The organism is Dactylosporangium darangshiense (assembly GCF_039537565.1).
Classification (GTDB): domain Bacteria; phylum Actinomycetota; class Actinomycetes; order Mycobacteriales; family Micromonosporaceae; genus Dactylosporangium; species Dactylosporangium darangshiense.
This window is the reverse complement of the sequence record NZ_BAABAT010000027.1, coordinates 86,988-101,697: the sequence shown is the minus strand read 5'-3', so window position 1 is coordinate 101,697 and position 14,710 is coordinate 86,988. Positions and strand designations below refer to the sequence as shown.

At 71.4% G+C, this 14,710-nt stretch carries 14 protein-coding genes and 1 pseudogene; 9 read left to right on the top strand and 6 right to left on the bottom strand.

The features are described from left to right. Nucleotides 1-102 precede the first annotated feature (102 nt). A complete protein-coding gene (gene secA2 / locus ABD901_RS37135; protein WP_345134425.1) occupies nt 103-2,430 on the bottom strand; it encodes an accessory Sec system translocase SecA2 in 2,328 nt (775 codons plus the stop codon). A gap of 409 nt (nt 2,431-2,839) precedes the next feature. On the opposite strand from secA2, the gene ABD901_RS37130 reads away from it, so the two are divergent. After that, entirely contained in the window at nt 2,840-3,670 is an 831-nt protein-coding gene (locus ABD901_RS37130) for an NAD-dependent protein deacetylase (protein ID WP_345134523.1), read from the top strand. On the opposite strand, the gene ABD901_RS37125 is transcribed toward ABD901_RS37130, so the two are convergent. Both ABD901_RS37125 and ABD901_RS37120 read right to left on the bottom strand, forming a co-directional pair. Then, nucleotides 3,662-4,429, bottom strand: coding sequence for a 3-keto-5-aminohexanoate cleavage protein (locus ABD901_RS37125; RefSeq protein WP_345134423.1), 768 nt, complete (start codon nt 4,427-4,429; stop codon nt 3,662-3,664). The two genes, ABD901_RS37130 and ABD901_RS37125, sit on opposite strands and share 9 nt — an antisense overlap. Nucleotides 4,430-4,505: 76 nt before the next feature. After that, the gene (locus ABD901_RS37120; RefSeq protein WP_345134521.1) at nt 4,506-4,793 is read right to left on the bottom strand and encodes a DUF3040 domain-containing protein; all 288 of its coding nucleotides are present in this window, start codon (nt 4,791-4,793) and stop codon (nt 4,506-4,508) included. A gap of 280 nt (nt 4,794-5,073) precedes the next feature. On the opposite strand from ABD901_RS37120, the gene ABD901_RS37115 reads away from it, so the two are divergent. From ABD901_RS37115 to ABD901_RS37105, 3 genes are all read left to right on the top strand, one after another. Beyond that, on the top strand, nt 5,074-5,988 hold the full coding sequence (locus ABD901_RS37115) for a hypothetical protein (protein ID WP_345134421.1): 915 nt from the start codon (nt 5,074-5,076) through the stop codon (nt 5,986-5,988). A gap of 69 nt (nt 5,989-6,057) precedes the next feature. Then, entirely contained in the window at nt 6,058-7,347 is a 1,290-nt protein-coding gene (locus ABD901_RS37110; protein WP_345134419.1) for an AI-2E family transporter, read from the top strand. Nucleotides 7,348-7,356: 9 nt separating this feature from the next. Then, on the top strand, nt 7,357-7,794 hold the full coding sequence (locus tag ABD901_RS37105) for a nitroreductase family deazaflavin-dependent oxidoreductase (protein WP_345134416.1): 438 nt from the start codon (nt 7,357-7,359) through the stop codon (nt 7,792-7,794). A 67-nt stretch (nt 7,795-7,861) separates the two neighbouring features. On the opposite strand, the gene ABD901_RS37100 is transcribed toward ABD901_RS37105, so the two are convergent. Next, on the bottom strand, nt 7,862-8,332 hold the full coding sequence (locus tag ABD901_RS37100; RefSeq protein WP_345134414.1) for a MarR family winged helix-turn-helix transcriptional regulator: 471 nt from the start codon (nt 8,330-8,332) through the stop codon (nt 7,862-7,864). A gap of 83 nt (nt 8,333-8,415) precedes the next feature. On the opposite strand from ABD901_RS37100, the gene ABD901_RS37095 reads away from it, so the two are divergent. Genes ABD901_RS37095 through ABD901_RS37085 form a run of 3 tightly spaced genes read left to right on the top strand, consistent with a single transcriptional unit; the run spans nt 8,416 to nt 9,911 of the window. Next, on the top strand, nt 8,416-9,246 hold the full coding sequence (locus ABD901_RS37095; RefSeq protein WP_345134413.1) for an NAD(P)H-binding protein: 831 nt from the start codon (nt 8,416-8,418) through the stop codon (nt 9,244-9,246). A 1-nt stretch (nt 9,247) separates the two neighbouring features. After that, nucleotides 9,248-9,598 carry a DoxX family protein gene (locus ABD901_RS37090; RefSeq protein ID WP_345134411.1) on the top strand — a complete coding sequence of 117 codons (351 nt, stop codon included), beginning with the start codon at nt 9,248-9,250 and terminating at the stop codon, nt 9,596-9,598. Nucleotides 9,599-9,629: 31 nt separating this feature from the next. Beyond that, nucleotides 9,630-9,911 (top strand): hypothetical protein, encoded by a 282-nt coding sequence (locus ABD901_RS37085; protein WP_345134409.1) that lies wholly within the window; start codon nt 9,630-9,632, stop codon nt 9,909-9,911. A 282-nt stretch (nt 9,912-10,193) separates the two neighbouring features. On the opposite strand, the gene ABD901_RS37080 is transcribed toward ABD901_RS37085, so the two are convergent. Continuing rightward, on the bottom strand, nt 10,194-10,430 hold the full coding sequence (locus tag ABD901_RS37080) for a hypothetical protein (protein WP_345134407.1): 237 nt from the start codon (nt 10,428-10,430) through the stop codon (nt 10,194-10,196). A 678-nt stretch (nt 10,431-11,108) separates the two neighbouring features. Next, the gene (locus tag ABD901_RS37075) at nt 11,109-12,821 is read right to left on the bottom strand and encodes an ABC transporter ATP-binding protein (protein ID WP_380139718.1); all 1,713 of its coding nucleotides are present in this window, start codon (nt 12,819-12,821) and stop codon (nt 11,109-11,111) included. A 155-nt stretch (nt 12,822-12,976) separates the two neighbouring features. Here ABD901_RS37075 and ABD901_RS37070 point away from each other — a divergent pair, with 155 nt between their 5' ends. After that, the gene (locus ABD901_RS37070; protein ID WP_345134403.1) at nt 12,977-13,396 is read left to right on the top strand and encodes a MarR family winged helix-turn-helix transcriptional regulator; all 420 of its coding nucleotides are present in this window, start codon (nt 12,977-12,979) and stop codon (nt 13,394-13,396) included. Next, nucleotides 13,393-14,553 (top strand): annotated as a pseudogene (locus ABD901_RS37065) (right-handed parallel beta-helix repeat-containing protein); the annotation flags it as partial. The gene ABD901_RS37070 and the pseudogene ABD901_RS37065, both read left to right, overlap by 4 nt. Nucleotides 14,554-14,710 lie beyond the last annotated feature (157 nt).

The window sequence follows — 14,710 nt, the reverse complement described above, 5'->3', positions numbered from 1 at the left end:
TTGGTCCCCGCGGCGATGTGCTCGGGCGCGTTCGCGCGGGGAGCGCGGCCCGGACATGGAAACGGCCGCCGCGGAGCGCGGCGGCCGTCCTCAGCGAACCGGTCAGCTCTTCTTGACGCCCTTGCCCGAGCGGAACAGCTTCACCATGCCGGCGAAGAACCGCTCCATCTCCGAGCCGAACGGGTTGTCGCTCACCACGTAGGTCCAGGTGGCGCTCGGCCGGACCAGCCCCGCGTCGGCGGGCTCCCAGTCCGGGCCCTCGATCTCCAGCTCCTCGAACTCCTTCACCGTGCGGTTGTCGATCTCGGCCAGCAGGCCGCGGAACGCCGGGATCGCCTCGCGGTGGAACTCGTCGAGCGGGTCCTGAGAGCCGAGCACCCGCAGGTGGATGCCCTCGCGCAGCTCGCTCATGTCGGCCAGGTGCTCCGACCAGGCGGCGTCGGCGTGGAACAGCGCGATCTGCCGCGCGATGCGCAGCACCGTCTCCTCGCCGATTTCCTCGGACAGCTCGTTGTACTCGTCCGGGGCCCGCTCGGCGAGCAGCTCGCCGGCGGCGTCGGTGGTGAGCAGCTCCTCGCGCCGCTTGCCGTGCAGCTGGCGGTGCTGGTCGAGCAGGTAGTTGTACCGCCAGGTGTTGCGGTGGATCTCGAGGTTGACGGTCTCGGCGACCCGCTGCGCGGAACCGATCGCCCACCGCACGTCCTCGTCCTCGATCGCGCCGTCGGCGTCGGCCTTGCCCATCGGCATCGGCTCCGGCCCGTACCGCTCGATCAGCTCGTCCTCGAGGCTCACGAAGAACATCGACTCGCCGGGGTCGCCCTGCCGGCCCGCGCGGCCGCGCAGCTGGTCGTCGATGCGGCGGGAGTCGTTGCGGGCGGTGCCGATGACGAACAGGCCGCCGAGGTCGGCAACGCGCTCGCGCTCCTTCTCGTCGCTGCCGCCGAGGCGGATGTCGACGCCGCGGCCGGTCATCTGCGTGGAGACCGTCACCGCGCCGATCGCGCCGGCCTCGGCGACGATGGCCGCCTCCGCCTCGTCGTTCTTGGCGTTGAGCACCACGCACTCGACGCCCTCCTCGGCGAGGGTGGCGGCGAGGCGCTCCGACTCCGCGACGCTCAGCGTGCCGACCAGCACCGGCCGCCCGGTCGCGTGCATCGAGGCGATCTCGGCGACGACGGCGATGTCGCGCTCCTCGGCGGAGGCGTACACACGGTCGGGCCAGTCCTTGCGGATGTTGGGCAGGTGCGGCGGGATCACCGCGACCTCAAGCTTGTAGAACTCGCGCAGCTGGTCCCCGACCGGCATGGCCGTGCCCGTCATGCCGCAGATCTTCTTGTACTGCGTGAGGAAGGCCTGCACCGTGATGGTCTGCAGCACCGTGCCGCCGCCGCTGCTGCGGATCTTCTCCTTCGCCTCGACCGCGGCCTGCAGCCCGTCGGGCCACCGGCGGCGCTGGGCGACCCGCCCGCGGAACTCGTCGATGAGCTCGACCCGCTCGTCGCGCACGATGTAGTCGACGTCGCGCACCAGCAGCGCCTCGGCGTGCAGCGCCAGGTTGACCGTGGTCAGCGTGTCGACGTGCTCCTCGGCGTAGAGGTCGACGTCCAGCGCCGACTCGACCTTCGCCAGCCCGCGCGTGGTCAGGTGCGCCGTGCGCCCTTCGTCGACCACCTCGTAGTCGTGGTCGCGGTGCAGCCCGCCGATGATCTCGGCGATCGCGATCGGCTCGTCCTCGCCCGCGATGGTCGACCCGGCCAGCACCAGCGGCACGCGCGCCTCGTCGATGAGGATCGAGTCCGCCTCGTCGATGATGACCGTGCCGAACTCGCGGTGCACCCGGTCCGCGGTGTCGGTGACGATCGAGTCGCGCAGCAGGTCGAACCCGGCCTCGCTCACCGACACGTACGTGATGTCCTTCGCGTACGCCTCCCGGCGCTCCTCCGGCGTCGACGACTCGTTGACCCACCCGACCGTCAGGTCGAGCAGCTCGTACACGGGCCGCATCCACTCCGCGTCGCGGCGGGCCAGGTAGTCGTTGACCGTGATGACGTGCACCGGCCCCTGCGCCGCGTATCCGGCGGCGGCGATGGCGGCCGTCAGCGTCTTGCCCTCACCGGTGGCCATCTCGACCACGTGCCCGGCGAGCAGCACCTGCGCGCCGAGCAGCTGCACGTCGTAGGGCCGCTCGTCCAGCGCCCGCTTGGCCGCCTCCCGCCCGAGCGCGCAGGCCTCGACGAAGTCCTTCGGGTCTTCCCGCTGGTGCAGCGCCGTAGCGGCGGCGCGCAGCTCGTCGTCGGTGAGCTCGGACAGCTCGGCCTCGCGCTCCTCGATCTCCGGCAGCAGCGCGCGCATCGGCTCGAGGTCGATCGTGGTGCCCGGCTGCTCCTGCAGCTTGCGGCGCCACGCGTTGAATTTGCTCACCAAACCCATGCCGAACACGATACGTCGCCGCGCGGCCGTGGTGTGCGCCCCGTTACCGCCCACGGTCTCGGTTCATGAACGTTTCACGCCCGCCGCCTCCGTCGATGCCGCGGCTGCCGGTCGCGGCCCGGTTTTCCCGACAAGTCGGGCGCTCCGCGCCACGACTTGTCGGATTTTCCGCTCGTCGGGTTATAAATCGGGCAAAAGTGTGGCATTTTCGCGCGAAAGGTCGCACACCGCCAGGCTCGCGGAACCGCCCCATCCGGACGGAGCCGGCCGCCGGGCCCGTGCCGTCGAACGCTGCGAAACACCTGTGTACGTCATAAAATCGTGATAAGTCCGAAAAGTCCGGTGCCGGAGGCGCCGGACTTTTCGTGCAAGCCACAGCCGGCGGGGGTAGTGGGGAAGGCGAGGCAGGATTGATGGCGTGGAACAGAGTGTCGAGGCGCTGAGCGCGCTCGTCGGCAAGGGCGGGGTGCTGGTGCTCAGCGGCGCGGGCCTCTCCACCGAGTCCGGCATCCCGGACTACCGCGGGCCGAGCGGGACGCAGCGCAATGCGCAGCCCATGACGTACCAGACCTTCACGCGCGACCCGATCGCCCGGCGGCGCTACTGGGCGCGCAGCCACCTCGGCTGGCGGACCATCGCCCGCGCCGCGCCCAACGCCGGGCACGCGGCCGTCGGGCGGCTGCAGGAGCGCGGGCTGCTCACCGGCATCATCACGCAGAACGTCGATGGGCTGCACCAGGCCGGCGGGGCCGGCGGCGTCGTCGAGCTGCACGGGGCCCTCGACCGGGTCGTGTGCCTCGACTGCGGCGAGCTGTCGGCCCGCGTCGAGCTCGACCGCCGGCTCGCCGCCGCCAACGCCGGCTACGACGCCGAGGCGGGCGGGGTCAACCCGGACGGGGACGTCGACCTCACCGACGAGCAGGCGGCCGGCTTCGTGGTCGTGGACTGCACCGGCTGCGGCGGGATGCTCAAGCCCGACGTGGTGTTCTTCGGCGAGAACGTCCCGGCCCCGCGCGTACAACACTGCTTCGACCTCGTCGCGCGCTCCGCCGCCCTGGTGGTGCTCGGCTCGTCGCTCACCGTCATGTCGGGCCGGCGGTTCGTGGTGCGCGCCGCGAAGCTCGGCCTGCCGATCGCGATCGTCAACCAGGGGCCCACGCGCGGCGACGCGCTCGCCGCGATCCTGCTGGACGCGCCGCTCGGGTCGGTGCTCTCGGCGGTGGCCTGGAACCTACGCTGACGCGGCGGCCGACCACACCGACAGGGCCAGGCGGACCAGCGAGGCGTTGTCGGCGACCGGCTCGCCGTCGGGGCCGGTCAGCGTGTCCTCGAGCCCGATGCGGGTCGGCAGCCCCAGCCGGCCGGCGAGTGCGACCATCGGCCAGCACAGCGGGCCCTCGCCGTGCAGCAGCCGCGCGCCGGGCACGCCGGCCGAGTCGAGGCGGGCCAGGATCGCCAGGGGATCCTCGTCCGGCGTCATGATCTCGATGAGCAGCCGGGGCAGGCCGGCGGCCATCGATAGTGCGCCCGCGTCGGCGACGCTCCACACCCCGGCCTCGACGGCGACGCCGAACTCGCCCAGGGCCTCGAGCACGCCGGTGAAGCCCGGCTCGGAGACGTTCACCGAGGCGAAATCCGGCATGTGGTACGGCGAAAGCCCACCCCAGCCGCCCACCGCCCGACGCCGGGCCTCGACGTCCCGCCCGGTGATCCACAGGCCGGTGGTGACGCCGATCGGCGTGGCGGGGCAGGCCTCGCGCACCGCGGCGACCGCCGCACCGACGTCGCCGGCGTCCAGCGACTCGGCCCCGGACGCCGCGCGCGGATGCAGGTGCACGGCCTCGGCCCCGGCGGCGACGGCGGCCCGTGCGGCGCCGGCCAGCTCGGCGGGCGTGCACGGCAGCGCGGGGTGCGCGCCCCGGTGCCGCCCACCGTTGAGCGCAACCTTGATCCGGGCGATCGGCGCCAGCACTCCACAACTGTTGCGCGCGAACGGCACGGGAACAAGATCGGGCCCGCGAAAGAGCGGTTCCCCGGCTCCGGGGGTACGGTGCCGGGGAACGCGGAGGCGCAGCTCAGGGGTTGTCGTGCTGGACCGGCGGTTCGGGGTTGGCCGTTCGGTACGTCCAGACGCCGCCGGCGACGCCCAGCCCGCAGATCGCCAGCACCGTCGCGAAGACGCTGCCGGCGGCCAGAGCGACGATGGCCCCGACGATCGCCGCTATGGCAATGATCACCGAGGTCACGCGGCGGGGCGTGATTCTTCGGGTCATGGCCCTGTTGAATCCGTTGACGAAGCGCGTGTCGTTACGCAGTGCGGCTTCGATGTCCGCGAGCCGCTTCTGCTCGCTCTCGCTGAGCATGACGCCCAACCTCCTCCGACGGGCCTGCCCGGTGCGCGATGGGTACCCGCTGCGATCGATCGTCACACACAAAGTCCCCGAGTGGGTCGGCCAGTTTGGCGTCAACTGGAATCAGCAGTTCAACGCCCGGGTGTTTCGCGGCTTTTGTCGGATCGCGCAACCTGCGAAGAATCTCGGCGTATGCCATTCTCAACGGCGAATGGCGCGGATCGACCGCGTGAACGTTGAGAGGCATCTTGTCGCCGCGCGCCCGGACCGGCGGCATGGGGGAGGATGGAACGTGGACCCGAGCAGGCAGTGGCAGCAGCCCGATCCCAGCGGTGGCTACGGCCAGACGCCGCCCGGCGGGTATCCGCCCCAGCCGCCGTACGGTCAGCCGCAACAGCCTCAGTATCCGCCGCAGTACCCTCAGCAACCCCAGCCGCAGTATCCGCAGCAGCCGGCGCAGCCGCAGTATCCGCAGCAGTACCCGCCGCAGCAGCAATATCCGCCGCAGCAGCCCGTCCCGCAGCAGTACTCGGCCGTGCCGTACGCGACCCCCTACAGCGCGCCACCGGCCCCGGCGTACCAGGCGCCCCAGTCCGGCCCGCCGGCACCGGTCGGCCCGCCCGAGGCGCCGGGCCGGCGCAACCGCTGGCTCGCGCCGCTCATCGTGAGCGCCGCGGTGCTCGTCGTGCTCGTGGTCGCGATCGTCGTCGTCGCGCTCAACCGCGGCTCCGACACCCCGCAGACCCAGGCGTCGCAGGGCCCGGTCGACACGTGCCTCGTCGGCAAGTGGAAGCAGACCGGCTACCAGCACATCGTCGACCTCACCACCACCGACGTCGGCACGCGCGAGAAGCTCGGCAAGATCAAGTTCTCCGGCGGCGGCAAGATCTGGGAGATCCGCGAGGACGGCAGCGCGGTCGAGGACGACACCAAGACGGTGTACACGGGCAAGACCGACGACGGCCGTAGCGTCGACGCCAGCTGGGAAGGCCGCACCGAGTGGAAGATCACGACGAAGGACGGCATCATGTCCTTCGCCGGCGGCGAGGCCACCACGGTCGTCACCATCAGCGTCGACGGCGCCGCCAAGGGCCGCATCGAGCTGCAGCCCAACCTCGACCCGATGCCCTACACCTGCAACGGCGACATCTGGCGCACCTCCAAGAAGGACTCCGCCGACGACTTCGCCCGCTACGACCGGGAGTAAGAAGAGCCGGACCCGGCATCGGTACCCCTGATCGGTTGGCATCGCCCGATCGGGGGTACTGGCCATGGCATGACGAGGTGGTTCACGCAGGTCGGCGAGCGCGCCCGGACGCGGCTGAGCACCGCGCGCGCCGCGCCGCTGTTCCCCGGACCGGTCGAGGTGCGCCCGGCGTCCACAGTGGATGACGGCATCCCGCCCGGTGTCAAGGTCGCGGGCGCCTGGGCCTGGCGCATCGTGCTGTTCATCCTCGCCGGGTACCTGCTGCTGCGCGTCATCGCCGCGCTGCACCTGATGGTCATCCCGGTCGTGGTCGCGATCCTGCTCGCCGCGCTGCTCGAGCCGGTCGCCGGCGCGCTGCGCAACCGCGGTGTGCACCGTTCCCTGGCGGCCGCGATCGTCCTGGTGGGCGGCCTCGTCGTGGTGTTCGGCGGCCTCGGCCTCATCGTGTACGCCTTCATCGCGCAGTTCAACAACCTGGCCGGGCAGGTCCGCGGCGGCCTGAACGAGATCCGCCACTGGCTCGCCCGCGGCCCGCTGCACATCTCCGAGCGCCAGCTCAACAACGCCATCGACTCCCTGCAGCACCAGATCACCGCCAACCGCGGCGCCCTGACCTCCGGCGCACTCACCACCGCCGGCACGCTCGCCGAGGTGCTCACCGGCTTCTTCCTGGTGCTCTTCACACTGTTCTTCTTCCTGCGCGACGGCGGGCAGATCTGGGCGTTCCTGTGCCGGCTGCTACCCGCGCAGGCCGAGCTGCCGGTGTTCCGGGCCGGGTACTACTCATGGGTCACCCTCGTGTCATACGTGCGGGCGACGGTGCTGGTCGCGTTGGTGGACGCGCTCGGCATCGGCATAGGTCTGGTGGTACTGCGGGTGCCGCTCGCCCTTCAGCTGGGCGCCCTGGTGTTCCTCGGCGCGTTCATCCCCGTCGTCGGCGCGACCCTGTCCGGCACCGTGGCGGTCCTCGTCGCGCTCGTCACCAACGGCCCGATCAGCGCTCTGCTCGTGCTCGCGGTCGTCATCGCGGTACAGCAGCTGGAGGGCCATGTCCTGCAACCGCTCATCATGGGCCGTGCCGTCTCCCTGCACCCGCTCGCCGTCATCCTCGCCATCGCCACCGGCGTCGTGGCCGCGGGCATCATCGGCGCTCTCGTCGCCGTGCCGCTGCTCGCGATGGGGAACACGGCCGTGCGGTACCTGGCCGAGCACCCCCGCGGCGAGCCCGCCGAGGGCCACGAGCCGCCCGGGACCGAGCCGACCGACGAGGACGAGCGGGAGCGGGAGGAGGCCGAAGCGGATTCGCGACGGCCGGGGGAGGGTAGCGTCGAAGGGGAGATCAAGGGACAACAGCCGTAAGGAGCAGCTATGCCGTTGACCGGTGAGTACGAGCCGAGCCCGACCGACTGGTCGCGGGAGCAGGTCGAGCTCTTCGAGCGCACCAGCGGCGCCGAGGGCAACACCATGCGGGGCCGGCCGATCATCGTGCTGACGTCGAAGGGCGCCAAGAGCGGAAAACTGCGCAAGACGCCGCTCATGCGGGTCGAGCACGACGGGGAGTACGCCGTGGTGGCCTCGCTCGGCGGCGCCCCGAAGCACCCCGTGTGGTACTACAACCTCGTCGCCAACCCGCACGTCGAGCTGCAGGACGGCCCGGTCAAGCGCGACTACGACGCGCACGAGGCGACCGGCGAGGAGAAGGACCTGTGGTGGAAGCGCGCCACGGCGACCTGGCCCGACTACGACGCGTACCAGACCAAGACCGAGCGGAGCATCCCGCTCTTCGTGCTCACGCCGCGCGCCTGACCACGGCCCCCGACCCGGGCCCCTGAGCCCGGTCGCCTAGTCATGTCCACAGGGGATGGTGCGGGTCTCAGCCGTCGGTGAGGTCGTCGGCCGAGATCCGCCCCGCCTCGGTGACCCGGTCGAGGAAGCCGGCCAGCAGCTGCAGCTGCGCCTCGTCGTACCCGGCGCACAGGTCGTCCATGCGCCCGTTCATCCCCGAGAACAGGTGGTACACCTCGGCGGCGCGGTCGCGCAGCGCCCGGACCACCACCGCCCGCCGGTCCGACGGATCGCGCTCGCGGGCGACCCACCCGCCCCGCTCGAGCCGGTCGAGGATCCCGGTCATCGTCGCCGGATGCAGCCCCGCGCGCCGCGCCAGGGCACTGGGGCTCAACGGCCCGAACCGGTTGACCAGGTCGAGGCAGTCGAAGTCCACGTCCTTGAGCTCGAGCTGCGCCCCCACCTGATGGTTGAGCAGCGACAGCTGCGTACTGAGCGCCCGCAGCGACTCCTTGATCGCGTTGGTGGTGCGCCGCCGCGAAGGTGATACGGAACTCATATCGTCTCGATCCCTGACCCGTATATTATGGAACTCGTAAGATATCGCTGCCGAACCCCACAATACCCGGGAAAGGGATGGTCATGATCCTCGTTACAGGCGCCACCGGCACCATAGGCCGCCACCTGGTCGCCACCCTGAACGCCGAGGGCGCCGCGGTCCGCGCCATCAGCCGCACCGCCGGCGCCGTGGACGGCGTCTCCGTGCACCCCGATGTCGAGGGCGTGCTGCGCTCCGCGGCGCCCGGCGAGATCGACGCCCTCTTCCTGCACCCGCGGGTCGCGGGGGAGCGGGCACCCGAGATCCTCGCCCTGGCCGCCGAGCGCGGCGTGCGCCGCGCGGTCGTGCTGTCCGCCATGAACGTCGACGACCCGCTCGAGGAGCAGCCGTCCCGCCTGGCCGGCGACCGCAACCGCGAACTGGACCGCGCCGCCGCCGCGAGCGGCCTGGAGTGGGCCAGCCTGCGCGCCAGCTCCTTCGCCAGCAACACGATCCGAGCTTTCGCCCCGCAGCTGCGTTTCGGCGAGGTCGTGCGGTACCCCTTCCGCGGTTTCGAAGAATCCCTGATCGACGAGCGCGACGTGGCCGAGGTGGCCGCGCGGGCCCTGCTCGGCGAGGCCGACGGCATCCTGGAGCTGACGGGCCCGCAGTCCCTGACCCACGGCGAGCAGGTGGCAACGCTGGCCGCGGTCCTGTCCCGCCCGCTGCGCTTCGAGGAGGTCCCGCCCGAGGCGGCGGCGGCCCAGATGACGCAGCGGGGGATGCCGGCCGCGTTCGTGGAGGCGCTGATGGCGCGGTACCGCCGCCACCTGGCCGGCCCGCAACACCCGCCGACAACGGTCGTCGAGGAGATCCTGAAGCGCCCCGCAAGGCCCTTCGCCCGCTTCGTCGCCGAACACCGCGAGCGTTTCTGACATGCACCCCGCACTCACGACGCTGACCCTGCTCACCGCCGCCGCAAACCTCTTCTCCGGCACCTGCGCGGTGTTCCACCTGCGCGCGATCCTGCCCGGCATGTCGAAGGCCGGCGTCCCGGAGTCCTGGCTGACGTTCCCGATCGGCACCCTGAAACTGGCCGGCGCGTTCGGCCTCCTGGCCGGCCTGTGGCTCCCGGCCCTGTCAACCGCCGCGTCGTTCGGCCTGGTCCTGTTCTTCGTCTGCGCCCTGTACACGCACATCCGCGTGTCGGACTACACCCCGCAGTTCTTCCTCGCCTGCACATTCCTAGCTCTGGCATCGGCCACGCTGGCGCTGTCCGTCAGCTAGCCCCACCACTGCATATGGTTGGCTGTCCCTCGTGACATCTGCGGAACTGCTGCTGGTCGCCTTGGTCGACCTGGTACCGGGCGAGGCGGAGGCGGGCGCACGCTACGAGGACGAGGTCCTGGCACTGCTGCCCAGGCACGGCGGCACACTGGACCGCCGCCTAACAACGGGCGACACGGAGGTCCAGCTCATCAGCTTCAAGACCCGCGCGGGCTACGAGTCCTTCATGTCCGACCCCGACCGCCTGGCCATCCGGGCCCGCTACGGCGCGGCGGCCCCGACGGCCCGCGTCCTCGAGGTCACCGAACGCTGACCACAGCCCCCCGCCCCCGGCGAGTCCACGGCACGGGGTGCCGCGAGGGCGCACTTCCCCATCGCGGCACGGTCGCCGCGATGGCACCGTCACGCCAGCCAGGGCCACTCCCTTGCGGCGCGGCGGGGCACGTCACCGCGGCGACGGGATCCGCACGACCCGGACCGCGGCGCCCGGGGCCCAGCGTCGCGCCTCAGCGCCGGGGACAGCGTCGCGCCTCAGTGCCGGGGCGCACTGTCGCCGCTCAGCGTCGGGGGCTGAGCGCTGTGATCGACGCTGCGATCAGCGGTTACGCTGCCGCCACGTCGACATCGCGGCCTCGATACGGTTCTGGTTACGGGTGCTGCCGAGGCTGCGCTTCGCCCGCCCGTAGAGCCAGATGGCCCCACCGACGACGAGGGCACCGACGATCAGGTAAAAGATGCTGCCAAGCAGCGCGTGGAACAGCCAACTGGCGATCGCACCGACCACGAACAGGCCGACAACGACCGCGATGGCACCTACCAGGAAACGACCCATGCATCCAGCATGCTCCCGCCGCGCCACCCCCGGCATCAGGGCTTTCCCGGACCCACACCTCCAGGGTGATCGACCACCACGCCCCCTGCTCACCCAAGCCCTCGGCGCCTGACACCCACCACAACTCGAGCCCGCCGCCCCCAAAGGATCGCCGCGCCCTCATCTGGCACGGCCGATGTTCTTTCCAGCGACCTCAGCCCTCCGCCCGGCATTTCTTTCCGCGATCATGCATTTCCGGCCCGCCGGAGCCCGCTTTTTCATCAACGCGGAAACAAAACGTACAAGGAGGTACATTATGTTTCCGCGATCATGGCAAACCCCTCGCAGGCCGCCCAGGTGGCCTAACTGGCAGACGGCCATGGATGGCGGCGGGGCGCCGCGGCCGGCCAACCGCGGACGGCGACGATCCGCCAACCGCGAATCGCGGGATGCAGTGCGCGGCCGACAAACCGCGGACCGTAGCGAGAGACAACCCGCGGACGGCGACGATCGGCCAACCGCGAATCGCGGGATGCAGTGCGCGGCCGACAAACCGCGGACCATGGCCACCGACGACCCACGGACGGACGATGGAGCGCGGTACGAGGTCAACAAACCGCGGACAGCGGGCTGGGGTGCCCACGGCCCCCGGCCCCGGGGGCGGGGCCCCTACAGCGCCCGCGACAGCCCGCGACCGGCCTACGAGGCCAGAGCGGCGTAGGTCCCGGCGGCCGACAGCAGCGCCGAGTGCGTCCCGCGCTCGACAACCCGCCCATGGTCGATCACCGCGATCTGATCGGCGTCGCGGACCGTCGAGAGGCGGTGCGCGATCGTGATGGTGGTGCGGCCGCGGGCCAGGTCGTCGAAGGCGCGCTGGACCAGTCGCTCGGTCTCGGTGTCCAGGGCGCTCGTGGCCTCGTCCAGGACCAGGATGCGCGGGTTGCGCAGCAGGGTGCGGGCGATGGCGATGCGCTGCTGCTCGCCGCCGGAGAAGCGGTGGCCGCGGGAGCCGACGACCGTGTCGTAGCCGTCGGGCAGCGATGCGATGAGGTCGTGGATCTGGGCGGCGCGGGCCGCGGACTCGAGCTCGGCGTCGGTGGCGCCGGGCTTCGCGTAGCGGAGGTTCTCGCGGACCGTGGTGTGCAGCAGGTAGGTCTCCTGGCTCACGACGCCGACCACGGAGGCCAGGTCGTCGAGGCGCAGGTCGCGCAGGTCGACGCCGTCGATGGTGATGCGGCCCGCGGTCGGGTCGTGCAGGCGGGCGATCAGCGCGGCGATCGTGCTCTTGCCCGAGCCGGTCTCGCCGACCAGGGCCAGGGAGGTGCCGGCCGGCACGTCCAGGGAGACGCCCGCCACCGCCGCCGCGTCGCTGCCGGGATAGGTGAAGGTGACGTCCTCCAGGCGCAGGTGGCCCTGCGCGTCGCGCAGCCGCACGGGGTGTGCCGGCTCGGCGACCTCGATCGGCAGGTCGAGGTACTCGAAGATGCGCGCGAACAACGCCAGCGAACTGGTCAGCGCCACGCCGACGCCGAGCAGGCCCATCAGCGGGCGGAACAGGCCGGCCTGCAGCGAGGTGAAGGCGACCAGCGTGCCGATGCTCAGCGAACCGGCGGTCATGGGCAGGCCGGCGCTGAGGTAGATGATCGCCGGGATCGCGGCGAAGATGATGCTCATCGACGCCATGCGCCAGCGGCCGGCCAGCTCGGAGCGCAGCTCCAGGTCGATCAGGCGCTCCGACGAGGCGGTGAAGCGGGCGACGAGGGCGTCGCCGGCGCCCATGGTCTTGCTCAGGCGCACGCCCGAGATCGACAGACCCTCCTCGATCGTCACGTTGAGGTCGGCCAGCTCGCGCTGGCGCTGGGCGGTGATCTCGCGGCGCATGCTCGCGACCTTGCGGGTCAGGTAGATCGCGGGCGGGAGCACGACCAGGGAGACCAGCGAGAGCCGCCAGGACAGCGCCGCCATGGCGACGGCGGTCGCGACCGCGGTGGTCAGGTTGGAGGCGATGGACGTGGCGGTGTTGGTGACGACCGCCTCCATCCCGCCGATGTCGTTGGTGATGCGGGACTGCACCTCGCCGGTGCGGGTGCGGGTGAAGAAGCCGATCGACTGGCGCTGCAGGTGCGTGAACACGTCGGTGCGCAGCCGGTGCATGACCAGCTGGCCGACCTTCGTCGACATCCAGGTCTGCACGACGCCGAGCGCCGAGGTGACGGCGGCCACGGCGACCATGCCGAGCACGAGCCAGACGAGCAGCCGCACGTCGCGGGCGGGCAGCGCGCGGTCGATGACCTCGCGGAGCAGGAACGGCGACGCCATCGACAGCACCGACGACGCCACGATGATGAGCACGACGGTCGCGAGGGGGCCGCGGTGCTCGGTGAACAGCCGGCCGATGCGGGCCAGCGACACCTGCTTGGCCTGCGCCTTCTCGGCGGCGCTGACCTTTCGGGACCCGCGTGCGCGGGTGGGGTGGTTGGGCTCCAAGGGGAACACCTTTCTGTTGGGTACATGATGAGGTTACCTCACTATGAGGGTCCAACACCAACCCCTGCTACTGTGTTCCCGTGGAGGACGAGAGCCTCTCGGAGCTCTTCTGGAGCGTGGCGCGCCGGCTGCGCCACCAGTCGCACGAGACCCTGCAGCCCTTGGGGATCACGCCGGGGCAGGCGCGCGCCCTGAGCGTGCTGGCCCGGCACGGCACCATGCGCCCGAGCGAGCTCTCCGAGCACCTCAAGATCGCGCCGCGCTCGACGACCGAGGTGGTCGACGGGCTGGAGGAGCGCGGGCTGGTCGAGCGCCTCCCCGACCCCGCCGACCGCCGGGCGACGCTGGTGGAGCTGACGGACACTGGAAGTACCGTCGCGGAGAAGATCCGTGCCGAGCGAGGCGCTCAGGGCGAGCGCTTCTTCGCGGCCCTGTCGCCGGGGGACCGGGCCGAACTGGCCCGCATACTCGCAGAGCTGCGGGTATCTGAAGGGCCGTGATCAACGCACGCGAGCACGGCCTCGCCGGCGACGGGGTCACCAACGACCAGCCGGCCCTGCAGCGGCTCGTCGACGCTTGCCCGCCCGGCCAGGTGATCTACTGCCCCGCCGGCGTGTATTCGATCCGCGACGCCGCCACCGTCTGGCGCTCCGGCGTGTCGCTCATCGGCGACGGGCCCTCGGCCACGCGGTTCGTGCTGGCCAACCCGGGCGCGCCCGCCAGCCCCGTACCGCTGGCGTTCTGGACGGCGCTGCAGCACGGCGCCTCCACCGCCCGCGCGATCGCCGACGTGACCTTCGCCGGGTTCGAGATCGACGGCTCGCAGATGACGCTGCCGGGGTACGACGTGCTGGCCAAGGGCCTCGGCCTGCAGTACGTGCTGCGCGGGACGTTTCGCGACCTGTACATCCACGACACCCCCGCCACCGGCTTCGGCTGCGACTTCCTGCAGGACTGCACCGTGGAGCGGGTCGTCGCGGTGCACTGCGGCCGGCTCGACTCGGGCTGGGAGAAGGGCGGCGCCGGCATCGGCATCGGCGTCGGCGGCTGGGGCGCCGTCGAGCGGCTCACCGTCAGCGACTGCGTGACCCTGCGCAACGGCACCAACGGCATCTTCGTCGAGCTGCAGGACGCCTCGTGGACCCCGCCGCGCGGCATCCGGATCATGGGCTGCCACGCCGAGGCGAACAAGTACGGGATCTCCGACTGGGGCGCCGACGGCCTGCTCGTCTCGGGCTGCACGATGATCGGCAACCACACCGCGGGCTTCGACGTCTCCGGCCAGGGCACCACCCACGTCGCCGGCCGCTACGGCGTCGTCACGGGCTGCGTCGTCGACGACAACCCCGGCGACGGCGTCAGCATCGGCAACACTCCCGGCGGGTACACGGTCAGCGCGACCCGCATCAGCCGCAACGGCGGCCACGGCTACCGCCAGCACAACCTGCCCGGCGCGATCCGCATCCCGGCCGCCGACATGGTCCTCGACGGCAACGACATCTGGGACAACGCCGGCGACGGCATCCGCATCGACGGCGCATTGATCGACCCGTTTCTCATCAACAACAGAATCCGCGGCAATGGTACTTCCCTGACCCCGGCCGCCGGCATCTCCGTCAACGCCAGGGTCATCTCGGCGACGATCCGCAACCAGCGGATCTGGGACCGCCACACGCCGCCCACGCAGATCGCGCGACTGTCGGTGACCGCACACGGCGAGCTGGCCGACTCGGTGTACGTCGACATCGAGCCGAGCGCGGACCTGTCCGCCCTGTCCTGAAAACTCCGCCCACGCCGCACGATTGCTCAGGCGA

Coding starts and splice junctions, on each gene's coding strand:
- secA2 (WP_345134425.1), bottom strand. CDS start 2,430: ATGGGTTTGGTGAGCAAATTCAACGCGTGGCGCCGCAAGCTGCAGGAG.
- ABD901_RS37120 (WP_345134521.1), bottom strand. CDS start 4,793: ATGCTCAGCGAGAGCGAGCAGAAGCGGCTCGCGGACATCGAAGCCGCA.
- ABD901_RS37110 (WP_345134419.1), top strand. CDS start 6,058: ATGACGAGGTGGTTCACGCAGGTCGGCGAGCGCGCCCGGACGCGGCTG.
- ABD901_RS37105 (WP_345134416.1), top strand. CDS start 7,357: ATGCCGTTGACCGGTGAGTACGAGCCGAGCCCGACCGACTGGTCGCGG.
- ABD901_RS37100 (WP_345134414.1), bottom strand. CDS start 8,332: ATGAGTTCCGTATCACCTTCGCGGCGGCGCACCACCAACGCGATCAAG.
- ABD901_RS37095 (WP_345134413.1), top strand. CDS start 8,416: ATGATCCTCGTTACAGGCGCCACCGGCACCATAGGCCGCCACCTGGTC.
- ABD901_RS37090 (WP_345134411.1), top strand. CDS start 9,248: ATGCACCCCGCACTCACGACGCTGACCCTGCTCACCGCCGCCGCAAAC.
- ABD901_RS37080 (WP_345134407.1), bottom strand. CDS start 10,430: ATGGGTCGTTTCCTGGTAGGTGCCATCGCGGTCGTTGTCGGCCTGTTC.